The following is a 12,260-nucleotide window of genomic DNA, read 5'->3' as shown; positions in this document are numbered from 1 at the left end:
GGCTCAGAACCCGAGGGCGTCCTTCGCGATCTCGAACTCCATGACCCGCCCGGGCTCACCGTCTCGCACGAGGCGCCAGGTGTACGTCCTCCCGGCCTCGAGGCCGTCGACCTTCCTGCCGGCGCCGCTCACGACCTCGTCGACGACGGGCGTCGCGAAGCCGGGATCGTCGGGCGCGACCTGCAGCCGGATCTCGCCGCCGCGCGTGCCGCGGCCCCACCTGAGCTCCGCGCTCGGGCCGTAGAGCGTCGCGCCGAACGGCGGGCTCTGCGGCGCCGGCGGAGTCCCGACGGTGTAGACCTCGACGGCCGACCACGCGAGCGTTCCGACGAGCGCCGCCGCGACGAGGTACCTGCGCGCGAGCCACGCGACGGAGACGGCGCCGGCGCCGCGCCGAATGGCGGTCGATCCCCCCGGTCTCCCGCGGATGCACAGGATGAGCACGATCGCGAGGGCGACGAGGCTCGCGAAGAGCGCGGCCAAGTGGGGCGCGGGCATCCGCCACTGGAAACGCAGCACGTGGGATCCCGCGGGCACCAGCGCGCCGACGAGATCCGGGCCGGAAGGGAAGAGATCCAGGTCTCGCCCGTCGAGCGTCGCGGTCCAGCCGGGGACCGCCTCGGTGGGCAGGATCGCGAGGAGCGGCTCTTCGGCGCGCACCTCGAAGCCGAACCGCTGGTTGGAGCGCCCCGCGTCGTCGAGGTGGACGGCAGCCGCGCGGGGGTCGGCCGCGCGCCAGCGCGCGGTGGCCAGCGCCCTCCACAGGCGCGCGCCCAGGCCTGCCGGCGCCGTCCGCACGCCGGGGAAAGGCCGCGTCGCGAAGACCGCTTTGCCGCCCGCTGCGAACTCCGAGATCGCCCGCGCATCCGCGCCGTCCGCCTCGCCGGCGTAAGCGATCGCCCGCGCCGCGCGGAGCAGGCCGCTCGACGCGAGCCCGCCGCGCGCGACCCGCACCGGCATCGGCGTGTCGGCCCCTCCCGCGCGACCGCCGTGCTTCGAGAGCCACGACCGGACGAGCCAGATCCACTGTGCGTCGTCGCAGACCACGGCGACGACGGCGCCGGCCGGCCGCAAGGCGACGCGCGCGTCGCGACCGGAGTCGAGGACGACGTAGCGCGAGTTGTCCGCCCCGGCGCGATCCTTCCCGTTCTCCATCCGGAGGTACAGCGCCCTTCCTCGTCGATCCGCGGCCTTCCGGAAGCCGTCGATCCGCTCGCCCTTGCCGGTGAACCAGCGGACCCCCGCGAGGGCGAACAGGTCGATCCGCTCGGGGTGCCGCTCCATGGACGAGCAGAGCTGCAGCCCCGCGCTCGGCCCGACGCCGAACCAGTGCGTGCAGACCGGCCGGAGGCCGCCCGACGCGAGCCAGTCCTCGAACACGTTCCACCGCTCGGTCGAATAGAGGCGGAAGGGGTAGCCGCGGTTCGGGATCGATCCCACCGCGTCGAGCGCCTCGTCGACGATCTTCTGATCGTGCGGGCGGACGAAGCGCGCGCCCAGCGACGCGATCTGCGCGCACGCGGCCGCGACGCCGGCGGCGAGGATCGCCGTCCAGGCGACCGCGAGGATCGCGCGGCGTGTCCCCCGCCTTCCCCGGACGAACGCGAGCGCGTGGCGCAGCAGAGCCTCGACGCCGACGCCGACGAGGCCGTAGGCGAAGAGCTCGAACAGGTAGGTGGATCGGAACGTCTGGAGGTGCTCGACGAACGGCAGGTGCCGCAGCCAGGCGAAGTCGTCCGGGCCGGCGAACAGGATCAGCGAAAACGCGAGCCCGGCCGAGAGGAAGCGGTGCCCCGACCGGCGGAAGCGGACGAGCGCGATCGCGAGGCCGATCGCCGCGAGGATCGTCATGACCGGCGGCCGCCCCCCGGTGCTCTCGATGCAGCTGATCTTGTCGAGCAGCGCGTCGAGGCGCGGCTTCGGCCCGGCCGCGATCTGGCGCGAGTCGTCGAGGAGGCGGCCCGAGGCGGCGAGCTCGATCATCTCGTCCTCGTCCACGCTCGTGAACCACCACAGCTTGGCGTCGCCGCGGAACACCGAGTCCGGCACCGCGCGCATCTCCGCCGTGTGAGAGAGGAACGGCAGCGCCCAGAACGCGACGAGCGCCCCGCCGAGCACGCCGAAGAGCGCGAGGCGCCGAAGGCCTGCCCGCAGATCCGAGGGCACGACGAGCAGGTACAGGACGGCGGCCAGCACGGAGTAGACGGCCACGGACGCGTGCGAGAGGAACGCCGCGGCGAAGGCGAGCGCGGCGGGCGCCCAGCCGTTGCGGCCTTGGAGCATGCCGGCGAACGCGCCGAGGAACAAAGGAAAGAACAGCGCCCCCATCGCCTGCGTCGCGATCCCGATGCCGTGGTACGCCTCGAAAGAGTTGCCGAAGGCGCCCACGGAGGCGAGCGCGGCGAGGGATCCGAACCCGGCCGCGAACCTCCGCAGCCCGAGCCGCTCGAGGCAGAAGCAGAGCGCGAACGGGGAGAGCGTGAAGCAGATCGCCACGAGGAGGTTGTGGACGAGGCGGACGTCCAGCCCCGAGGCGACGTGCACCCCGAGGCCGACGAGGTAGAAGAGCCCCTGGTAGAACCGCAGGAGCGGCAGCCCGAACTCGAGGCCCAGCGGGCCGAGGGGGTTGTCGCCGGCGGCGGCCGCGCTCGCGAGGGCGTACTCGTTCAGCAGGTGATCGGCGTTGTCGCCGCCCTGATCGATGACCGGCCCGAGGAGCGGGTGGTGCGCGCACGCGACGATCACGGCGCCGACCGCAGGGAGCGCCCAGTGCGCCCTCTCCCAGAGCCGGGTCGCGGCGTCCCCTCTCCTCCTCATGTCCCCTCTCTCATGGCGGGGATGCCATCACCTCGCGGCGGGGTCGCCGTCCTCGGTCGAGGGCCGATCCTTCCCCTCGCCGTAGTAGTAGCCGTACTTCTTGTAATAGTAGTAGTAGTGCTGCCCGTACTTCTTGTCCGCGAGGTTGAGGTCGTTCAGCACGACGCCGAGGATCGGCGAGTCGATGTCGCGCAGCACCCCCACCGCGTGCTTGGCCGCGTCGCGCGTCGTGCGCAGGCTCTTGATGATGAGCACGGTCCCGTCCACGAGCTTCGACAGGATCGCGGCGTCGGTCACCACGCCGATGGGCGGCGAGTCGAAGATCACGCGATCGTACAGCGCGGCGACCTCGTCGACGACGCGCTGGAACGCGTCGGTGTGGATCAGCTCCGACGGGTTGGGCGGCGTGGGGCCGCACACCAGGACGTCGAGGTTGGGCACCCCCGTCTGGCGGATGGTGGACGCCGCGTCGGACTCGCCGAGCACCATCGTCGACAGGCCCGTGCGGGGCCGCTCGATCCCGAACGCCTTGTGCACGCGCGGCCTGCGCATGTCGGTGTCCACGAGCAGCACGCGCGTGCCGGACTGCGCCATGACGATCGCGAGGTTCGCGGCGACCGTCGTCTTGCCCTCCTGCGGCGACGGGCTCGTCACGAGCAGGCGCTTCAAGTTGCGGTCGGTCGACATGAACATGAGGTTCGTGCGGATCGATCGCAGGCTCTCCGCGACCTGCGACTTCGGGTGCGTGTGGACGTACCTGTCGTAGTCGATCTTGGCATCGCCCTCGACCGGCGCGGCCTTCCTCCGCTTCACGCGGCGGAGGCCGTCCTTCTCGTAGTAGCCGTCGTGCGTCGTCGAGGTATCAATGGACGGGACGATGCCGAGGAACGGGACGCCGAGCGCGTCGACATCGTCCTGCGTCTTGATCGTGCGATCCGTGAACTCGAGCACCACGGCGAGGCCGACGCCGAGCAGGAGGCCTATCACCAGCGCGAGCGCCAGGTTAAGCGACACGCGCGGCGTGATCGGCGCCTCCGGGAGGAGCGCCGCGTCGAGCACGTCCACGTTGTTGACCCGGAGCAGCCGCGACAGATCCGCCTCGCCGGATCGGCCGAGGAGCATCTCGTAGACCTTGGCGTTGTTGGTCGCCTCGCGGGCCAGCGAGTTGTACGGGATCTCCTTCACCGCGAGATCCTGGGCCTGTGCCTTGAACTCCTCGAGCGCCGCGGTCAGCCCCGCCTCGGTGTTGCGCGCCGTCTCGAGCTCCGCGTCGACCGAGGCGATGATGTTGTGCACCTCGCGGCCGATGTCCACGCGGATCTGCTCCATCTTCGCGTTCAGCTCGACGAGCTTGGGGAACTTGTCGCCGTACCGCGACGACAGCTCGCCGCGCTCCTGCGACAGCTCCGCGTACTTCTGCTTGAGCTGCTGGACGAGGAGGTTGTCGTTGAGCGCCTCGATGGGCACCGCGAGCGGGTCCGCGACCTTGGCCGCCTGCGAGACGGCGGCCTTGCGCGCCTGGAGCTCGATCCGCTTGGCCCGCGTCTCCATCAGGCGCTGCGCGGCCTCGGTCATCTGCGCGGCGATGAGGTTCTGCTTGTCCTCGAGCGCGATCGAGAGGATGTCGTGCTCCTGCTTGTACGCGAGGAGCGCCTCCTCGGACTTGGACAGCTTGGTCCTGGCGTCGTCGAGCTGGCTCGAGAGCCAGTCCACGGCGTCGACCGTGCTCTTGAGCATCGTCTCGAGGTTCTTGTCGACGTACGCGGCGGCCACGGCGTTCGCGAGCATCTGCGCGCGCTTGGGATCCGTGTCGTCGATGTGGATGAGGGCGAGCCGCGAGTCCTTGATCGGCTCGACCTGGAGCATCGACTGCAGCACCTCGGCCGCGGCGTCGAACGTGTCCGGTTTGAACGCCGCGCGGGCCTCGGGCGGCACGCCGAGGAACGCGGGGTCCTCGTTGAGCTGGTGCTGCTTGACGACGCGCAGCGCCACGTCCCGGCTCGTGATGATCTTGTATTGGGTCTCGTAGTACTCGATGTTGGACCAGAACCCGCCCGCGCCCATCTCGACGACGTTCTCGACGCTCTCGCCGAGGACGCGCGGCGCCTGGGCCTCGATGCGGACCGTCGCGGTGGCGCGGTACACCTTGGTCGTGCGCAGCGTGACGAACGCCGCGACCCCGAGCGACACGACCACGACGAGCAGGATGAGCAGCCACCTGCGCCGGACGATCGCGAGGTACTCCCAGACGCCCGCCCCGAGATCGGAGCTCCCCTGGGCCGGCGGGGGCAGCGGGGAGAGGCTCGGGGTGGGGGGGTAGTTCCTCATCTATTCGCCAACGCGTGAGTTGCCCATACTGTGTCCGATGTTCATCGATTGTCCAACAACGAATTAACGCGGCTTCACGCCCGGCGGGCCCTGCTGGAGGGAGTCCTGGAGCTCGTCGATGCGCGCGCGCCACGCCGGGTTCTCGGGCTCGAGATCCTCGAGCTGCTGGAGCGCGCCGAGCGCGCGCGCGGTGTCGCCGTGCTTCTCCGCGACGTCCGCGATCCGCCGGAGGATGGCCGCGTCGTTCGGGGCGACGGCGTGCGCCTGCTTGAGCGCCGCGAGCGCCTCCTGGACCCGGCCGGCCCGGAGCTTGAGCGACGCCTCGAGCTGCAGCGCGGACGCGAGCGAATCCGAGCCCGAGCTCAGGCGCTTCAGGCTCGACACGGCCTCGAGCGCGCCGGGCAGGTCCCCGGCGAGCAGGCGCGCGTCCGCGAGCGCGGCGAGGAGGCCTCTGTCGATCGGGTAGATCGCCTCGGCCCGCTCGAGCACGGCGACCGCCCGATCCGGGGATCCCCTGGCGATCTCGATCTGCGCGACGAGCAGGGCGCGGACGGGGCCCGCCTCTTTTCCCGCGTCGAGGCGGGCGGCGAGCTCCAGCGCCTCGTCGAACTGCTTGCGCCCGGCGAGGCGACGAGCGTGGCGCGCCACCGAGCGCGGCTCCGGCGGCGCGAGCGCGAGGAGGGCGAGGTCCGCCTTCTCCGCCTCCTCGTCGTGGCCCTCGGCCGCGAGCGCCGCCGCGAGCGCCCCCCACAGGCTCCGCTTGTCCGCGTCGTCGGCTGCGATGCGCCGCAGCGCTTCGAACCGCGGCTGCGCGCGGGCGAGCACCCGCCCCACGGGGGCCGCCAGCCTGCGGTCGTTGAGCGCCGCGAGCCGGAGCTCGAGCAGCGCCTGTTCGAGGTGGCCGCTGCGCAAGAGGACGCGGCCGACGTAGAAGTGGGCCGGCGCGGCGGACGGGTTGAGCTCGAGCGCGCGGCCGAGCAGCGGCAGCGGGTTGCCGCGCCGCGTCTGGAAGCGCTGGACCCCGCAGAGGAACGGCGGGTACCACGCGGCCGGGTGCCGCTCCAGCACCGGGCCGATCCGCTCCGCGGCGAACGCCGCCTTGTCGCCCCGCCCCAGCGCCGCGCGCAGCTCCCGTTCCTCGCGATCGAGCTCGTGGCGCGCGACGTAGACGCCGACCGCGCCGGCCGCGGCGAACGCCGCGAGCGCGGCCGCCGCGAGGACCCAGCGCGGCACGATCGGGCCTGTGCGCCCCCGGGATCCCTCGCCGGATCTCCTGTCGGCCGCGTCCGCGCCGGCGAGCGCGCCGAGCAGCGCCACCGCGACCACGGCCACGCCGGCGATCTCGGAGTTGAAGTCCACGAGGTTGTGGATGCCGAACGCGACCAGGGCGGCGACCGCCGCGGCCGCGCGGGCCCGCCTGGGCGGGCGAACGAGCCGGCGCGCCACCGCGAGGCCGAAGCCGAGGAGCGCGAGGGCGCCCACCACGGCGCCCCAGTCCGTGAGGAGCTGGACGACCGCGTTCTCCGCGTGCGTGAACGTGTGCTGCGCGTCCCAGTCGCTCACGAGGGAGAAGCCGACCCAGAACGCGCCGCGGCCCACGCCCGTGGCCGGGAAGTCGCCGACCAGCGGCAGCCCCTCGGCCATGATGCCGAGCTTGCTCGCGTCGTGGTTCTGGAACTCGCCCAGGATCGCGTCCTGCGCCGCGAACAGGCCGAGCCCGAGCGAGACCGCGAGGCCGAGCGGGAGCCACGCCGCGCTCGGGCCGTGATCCTCCGCCGCGGCGTGCGTTCTCGATCGGCGCTCGAGGACCCGCAGCACGACGAACACGATCTGGCCCGCCGCGAACGCCGCCATGCCGCCGCGGGAGAGCGTCAGGAACAGGGCGCCGCCGATGAGCCCGGCGACGCCGATCAGCGCGATCCGCCGGCTGCGCTCCGCGATCGACACCGCGTACCCGATCGCGACCGCCGCCCCGATCCCGAGGAGCGCGGAGAGGTGGTTCGCGTTCATGAGAGGGGCGCTGATGCTGTCCGCGCGCGCGGGGGCGTGGAGCGGCACGTAGAAGCCGTACACCCGGTCGAGCAGCAGGATCTTGTGCGCGAGGAACACCGCGGCGACGGCGCCCCCGGCGATCACCACGAGCGTGAGGACGTAGCCGGATCCGTGCTTCCTCGTCAGGAGCAGCGAGACCCAGTACACGGCCGTGTAGAGGAGCAGCTTGGCGAGCTCGGCGGCCGTGAGCGTCGCGTCGAGCGTGAGCGGCATGAACGACGGCGCGGCGCGGCCCAGCGCCTCGACGGCGCCGGCCCGGATCTCGTAGGCGTTCGGCGACACCAGCTCCACGACCCCGGCCGGGAGCGGCAGGAGCTGCAGCCCGGTGAAGGCGGCGAGCCCGAGGAGGAGCGCGCCGACGAGATCGAACCGGAGGTGCGCGGCCTCGCGGCCGTCGAGCGCGAGGTTGGCGAGCAGGACGCCCCCGAGCGCCGTGAAGGCCGCGAGGACGACCGGGTGCACCGCGCCGAGGGCGAGCGCGGGCCCCACGATCGCGAGCGCGAGGAGCGCCTTGTTGAGAGCGGTTCGCTTCAAAACGGTTCTCCTGAGGGACACCCGACCCCAGTCGGTTGCCGCGATGGCGCGAAGCGATCACGGAACCCGCCGAATGCGACGTTACTACCTAAGCGCGCGCCGCGCCAAGTTCCTAAAGGTGCCGGTTTCTTGGACGCGCGGCGCGCACGGGGTAGCCTCGGGCGAGGAGGATCCCATGCAACTCGCGGAGAGGAGAGACGATCCCAAGCGGATCGACGTCGCCCGCCCCCTGGAGATCGTCGGCGCGGACGGTGCGGCGATAGACGGGTACACCCGCAACCTGTCCGCGACCGGGCTTCGGGCCCGCTTCGACGGCCACTGCTCCGTCGGCGCGAACCTGCTCGTGCGCATCGCGCTCGAGGAGGGCGCGCCGCCCGTCGAGCAGCGGGCGCGGGTCGTCTGGTCCGCGCCGGACGTCTACGGGGAGGGGATGGACGTGGGGCTGCGGCTCCTCGCGGGCGCAGGCGAGGCGGCGATCGAGGACGCGCCTCGGAACGAGCGGGCGCCGCTCCTCGCGGCCGGCGCGCGGGTCGAGGTCGAGTACGGCGGGATCGCCCTGCCCGCGATCGTGGCGCGCGTCGGCGAGATGTCGGACAGCGGCGTCGTCCAGGTGACGCTCCGGATGGTCGAGGACATCGTCCCTTTCGCCGACGGCGACGAGGTCGTCGTGGAGAAGGCGCCGATCGTCGAGCGCACGCTCCGCTACGCCGCCGAGGCGAGGCGGCTCTGGCTCCTGCACGGCCTGCCCGTCGCCCGGCTGGCGGCGGCCGCCGTCCGCACGTTCGCCCGGAGGATCGCCGCGGCCGTCTCCCACCGCCTCCGGGTTTCCCGCCAAGCGCCTTGATGCCCTGAAAAAGCGCGGTATTGTTCATGTGGGAAAAGGGCTCGCGCGCGGGACGGCGAAGGGCACGGCGAGAATCTCCCGGCAAACGAATGAAAACCTCAGATAGATCATAGCCGTCCCTCGTGAGCGTGCGATATGCAGGCGACGGTGAGCGGCGGGCCGCTGGCGGCGCCGCTCCGGAAGAAGGGTTGAACCGCATGAGCTCTCACGGAACCGACAAGAAGCGCACGTTGGCGGCGGAGGTCCGCGAGGCGACCGGCCTCAACGCGGCGAAGTGCTACCAGTGCGGCAAGTGCTCGGCCGGCTGCCCCATGGCCGAGGAGATGACGCTCCAGCCGCACGACATGATGCGGCTCGTCCAGAACGGCGAGCGCGCGCGCCTGTTCGAGGACGGCTCGATCTGGCTCTGCCTGACGTGCGAGACGTGCACGGCCAGGTGCCCGAACGAGTGCGACTCGGCGCGGATCATCGACTCCCTGCGCGAGATCGCCCTGAAGCAGGACCCGGATCTGGCGCCCAAGTCGATCCGCGCGTTCCACAGGGCGTTCCTCGATCAGATCCGCTCCCACGGCCGGGTGTTCGAGCTCGGCCTCATCATCCAGCACAAGATGACCGGCGGCCCGCTGTTCCAGGACGTGTTCGCCGCCCCGGGGATGCTCGCGCGCGGCAAGCTCGCGCTCACGCCCCGGAAGATCAAGGGCATCAAAGAGATCCGGCGCATCTTCGACGCCTGCGCGGCGGCCTCGAAGGAGGAAGCATGAAGATCGGCTACTACCCCGGCTGCTCCCTGCACGCCACCGCCCGGGAGTTCGACCAGAGCCTCAAGGCGATCTGCGGCCCGCTCGGCGTCGAGCTGACGGAAATCGACGACTGGTCGTGCTGCGGCGCGACGTCGGCGCACGCCACGAACCACCTGCTCGCGGTGTCGCTCGCGGCCCGCAACCTGGCGCTCGCCGAGGCGCAGGGCCTCGCGCCGATCCTGGCCCCGTGCGCGGCGTGCTACAGCCGCCTCGCGACCGCGCGCCACGAGATCGGCGAGGACGCGGCGCTCGCCTCGAAGGTCAAAGGGATCATCGAGCGCCCGGCCTTCGGCAACTCCGTGAAGGTGCAGAGCATCGCGGAGGTGCTGCGCGACCTGGAGGGGGCGATCCGGGGGAAGGCGGTGAAGCCGCTCCAGGGGCTCAAGGTCGCCTGCTACTACGGCTGCCTGCTCGTGCGGCCCCAGGCGGTGACGGGCTTCGACGACGTCGAGGCGCCCTCGTCCATGGAGACCGCGGTGCGGGCGGCCGGCGGCGAGCCCGTCGAGTGGAGGATGAAGCTCGAGTGCTGCGGCGGCGGCTTCTCGATGTCGCGCACGGCGTCGGTGCTCCGCCTCGGGCGCGCGATCATCGACGACGCGCGGGCGGCGGGCGCTCACGCGATCGCCGTCGCGTGCCCGATGTGCCACTCGAACCTCGACTTCCGTCAGGGCGCGATGGCGCGGGGCGACGGCGTGAGCGAGATGCCGATCCTGTTCATCACGCAGGTGGTCGGGCTCGGCCTCGGGCTCTCTCCCGAGGCGCTCGGCCTCAAGAAGCACTTCGTCGACACCGCGCCCGTGATGCACCAGATCGCGTCGGTCGCAACCGCGGCCGCGAAGGCGGAGGAGGTGGCCTGATGTCTCGCATCGGCGTCTTCGTCTGCCACTGCGGCGAGAACATCGGTCGCACCGTTGACGTTGCGCGCGTCGCCGAGGCCATGCGGGGCCTGCCCGGCGTGGCCCACGCGGTCGACTACAAGTACATGTGCTCCGATCCGGGCCAGGCGATGATCAAGCAGGCGATCGCCGAGAAGCAGCTCACCGGCGTCGTCGTCGCCGCGTGCTCGCCGCACATGCACGAGAAGACGTTCCGCCGGGCCGCCGCGGGCGGCGGGATCAATCCGTTCCTGTGCGAGATGGCGAACGTCCGAGAGCACTGCTCCTGGATCCACGAGGACCGCGAGAAGGCGACCGAGAAGGCGATCGACATCACGCGCATGATAGTCGAGAAGGTGAAGCGCAACGCGCCCCTCACGACGATCCGCATCCCCGTGGAGCGGCGCGCGCTCGTCATCGGCGGCGGCATCGCGGGCATCCAGGCGGCGCTCGACATCGCCGACGGCGGCCGCGAGGTGGTGCTCGTCGAGAAGGAGCCGTCCATCGGCGGGCACATGAGCCAGCTGTCCGAGACGTTCCCGACGCTCGACTGCTCGCAGTGCATCCTGACGCCGCGCATGGTCGAGGTGTTCCAGCACCCGCGGATCAAGCTGCTCACGTACTCCGAGGTCGAGTCGGTCGAGGGGTACATCGGCAACTTCAAGGTGAAGATCCGCAAGAAGGCGCGCTCGATCGACGAGTCGAAGTGCAACGGCTGCGGCGAGTGCCAGAAGACGTGCCCGAACAGGCGCATCCCGAGCGAGTTCGACCAGGGGCTCGGCAAGCGCACCGCGATCTACGTGCCGTTCCCGCAGGCGGTGCCGAACCTCCCGGTCATCGATCGCGAGAAGTGCAGCTACTTCCGCGGCAAGGCGAAGGGCTCCAAGAAGGAGGTCTGCGGCAAGTGCCGCGCCGCGTGCGGCCGCGGGGCGATCCTGTTCGATCAGGAGGACTCGTTCGTCGAGGAGAAGGTGGGCGCGATCGTCGTCGCCACCGGGTACCGGCTCTACGAGATCGGCAAGGAGCAGGACTCGGAGCTGCTCAAGGGGTACGGCGAGTACGGCTACGGCACGATCCCGGACGTCATCGACGGGCTGCAGTTCGAGCGCCTCGCGTCCGCGTCCGGCCCCACGTCCGGCGCCATCCAGCGCCCGTCCGACGGCAAGGTGCCGAAGCGGATCGTCTTCCTCCAGTGCATCGGCTCGCGCGACCCGGCCAAGGGGATCGAGTACTGCTCGAAGATCTGCTGCATGTACGTCGCGAAGCACACGATGCTGTACCGGCACAAGGTGCACGACGGGCAGGCGACCGTCTTCTACATGGACATCCGCGCCAACGGCAAGGGGTACGACGAGTTCGTGCGCCGCGCGATCGAGGAGGACGGGGCCAGGTACGTCCGCGGCCGCGTGTCGCGCATGTACCGCGACGGCGACGTCATCAAGGTGCTCGGCTACGACACGGTGAACGGGACCCCGCTCAGCATCGACGCGGACATGGTCGTGCTCGCCACGGCGATGCGGCCGCAGCCCGGGATCCAGGGGCTCGCGCAGAAGCTGTCCGTGTCCTACGACAAGCACGGCTTCATCAACGAGGCGCACCCGAAGCTCAGGCCGGTCGAGACGAACACCGCGGGCGTCTACGTCGCGGGCGCCTGCCAGTCGCCGCGCGACATCCCGGACTCGGTCGCGATGGCGTCGGCCGCGGCGTCGAAGGTCCTCGGGCTGTTCAGCAACGAGGAGCTCGAGCGCGAGCCGACCGTGGCCGTGGTGAACGCCGACCTGTGCACCGGCTGCTTCCACTGCGAGCGCGTCTGCGCGTACGGCGCGATCACCCGCAAGGAGATCCGCGACCGGAACGGCAACCTCGTCAAGGTCGTCGCCGACGTGAACAAGGGCGTCTGCCAGGGCTGCGGGACGTGCCAGGCGACGTGCCCGTCGAAGAGCCTCGAGCTCGCGGGGTTCACGGACGATCAGATCTACGCGGCGATCAACGCGTTCGCCGAGCTGTGAG

At 71.4% G+C, this 12,260-nt stretch carries 7 protein-coding genes; 4 read left to right on the top strand and 3 right to left on the bottom strand.

What is annotated here, in order from left to right; genetic code table 11:
* Positions 1-3: 3 nt before the first annotated feature.
* From M0R80_07325 to M0R80_07315, 3 genes are all read right to left on the bottom strand, one after another.
* Positions 4-2,817 (bottom strand): hypothetical protein, encoded by a 2,814-nt coding sequence (locus M0R80_07325; GenBank protein ID MCK9459431.1) that lies wholly within the window; start codon positions 2,815-2,817, stop codon positions 4-6.
* Between the two features lie 27 nt (positions 2,818-2,844).
* Complete coding sequence (locus tag M0R80_07320) at positions 2,845-5,145, bottom strand: polysaccharide biosynthesis tyrosine autokinase (GenBank protein MCK9459430.1); 2,301 nt, start codon at positions 5,143-5,145, stop codon at positions 2,845-2,847.
* A 63-nt stretch (positions 5,146-5,208) separates the two neighbouring features.
* Positions 5,209-7,731 (bottom strand): tetratricopeptide repeat protein, encoded by a 2,523-nt coding sequence (locus M0R80_07315; protein MCK9459429.1) that lies wholly within the window; start codon positions 7,729-7,731, stop codon positions 5,209-5,211.
* Between the two features lie 175 nt (positions 7,732-7,906).
* On the opposite strand from M0R80_07315, the gene M0R80_07310 reads away from it, so the two are divergent.
* The 4 genes from M0R80_07310 to M0R80_07295 all read left to right on the top strand — a co-directional run bounded on the left by M0R80_07310 (position 7,907) and on the right by M0R80_07295 (position 12,259).
* Complete coding sequence (locus M0R80_07310) at positions 7,907-8,575, top strand: PilZ domain-containing protein (protein ID MCK9459428.1); 669 nt, start codon at positions 7,907-7,909, stop codon at positions 8,573-8,575.
* Positions 8,576-8,772: 197 nt separating this feature from the next.
* Complete coding sequence (locus M0R80_07305; GenBank protein ID MCK9459427.1) at positions 8,773-9,336, top strand: 4Fe-4S dicluster domain-containing protein; 564 nt, start codon at positions 8,773-8,775, stop codon at positions 9,334-9,336.
* Positions 9,333-10,232: a CoB--CoM heterodisulfide reductase iron-sulfur subunit B family protein gene (locus M0R80_07300; protein MCK9459426.1), complete on the top strand. Its 900-nt coding sequence runs from the start codon at positions 9,333-9,335 to the stop codon at positions 10,230-10,232. Before M0R80_07305 ends, M0R80_07300 begins: the two co-directional genes overlap by 4 nt.
* Positions 10,232-12,259, top strand: coding sequence for a CoB--CoM heterodisulfide reductase iron-sulfur subunit A family protein (locus M0R80_07295; protein MCK9459425.1), 2,028 nt, complete (start codon positions 10,232-10,234; stop codon positions 12,257-12,259). The genes M0R80_07300 and M0R80_07295 overlap by 1 nt, the downstream gene beginning before the upstream one ends.
* Position 12,260 lies beyond the last annotated feature (1 nt).

This window comes from Pseudomonadota bacterium (genome assembly GCA_023229365.1).
In the GTDB taxonomy this organism is placed as follows: domain Bacteria; phylum Myxococcota_A; class Polyangia; order JAAYKL01; family JAAYKL01; genus JALNZK01.
Note: the sequence above shows the minus strand (reverse complement) of the source record. Positions and strands in the feature narration are given on the sequence as shown.

Bases quoted from the DNA above. Each gene is read 5' to 3' on its own strand.
- M0R80_07325 (MCK9459431.1), bottom strand. From the start codon at position 2,817: ATGAGGAGGAGAGGGGACGCCGCGACCCGGCTCTGGGAGAGGGCGCAC.
- M0R80_07320 (MCK9459430.1), bottom strand. From the start codon at position 5,145: ATGAGGAACTACCCCCCCACCCCGAGCCTCTCCCCGCTGCCCCCGCCG.
- M0R80_07310 (MCK9459428.1), top strand. From the start codon at position 7,907: ATGCAACTCGCGGAGAGGAGAGACGATCCCAAGCGGATCGACGTCGCC.
- M0R80_07305 (MCK9459427.1), top strand. From the start codon at position 8,773: ATGAGCTCTCACGGAACCGACAAGAAGCGCACGTTGGCGGCGGAGGTC.
- M0R80_07300 (MCK9459426.1), top strand. From the start codon at position 9,333: ATGAAGATCGGCTACTACCCCGGCTGCTCCCTGCACGCCACCGCCCGG.
- M0R80_07295 (MCK9459425.1), top strand. From the start codon at position 10,232: ATGTCTCGCATCGGCGTCTTCGTCTGCCACTGCGGCGAGAACATCGGT.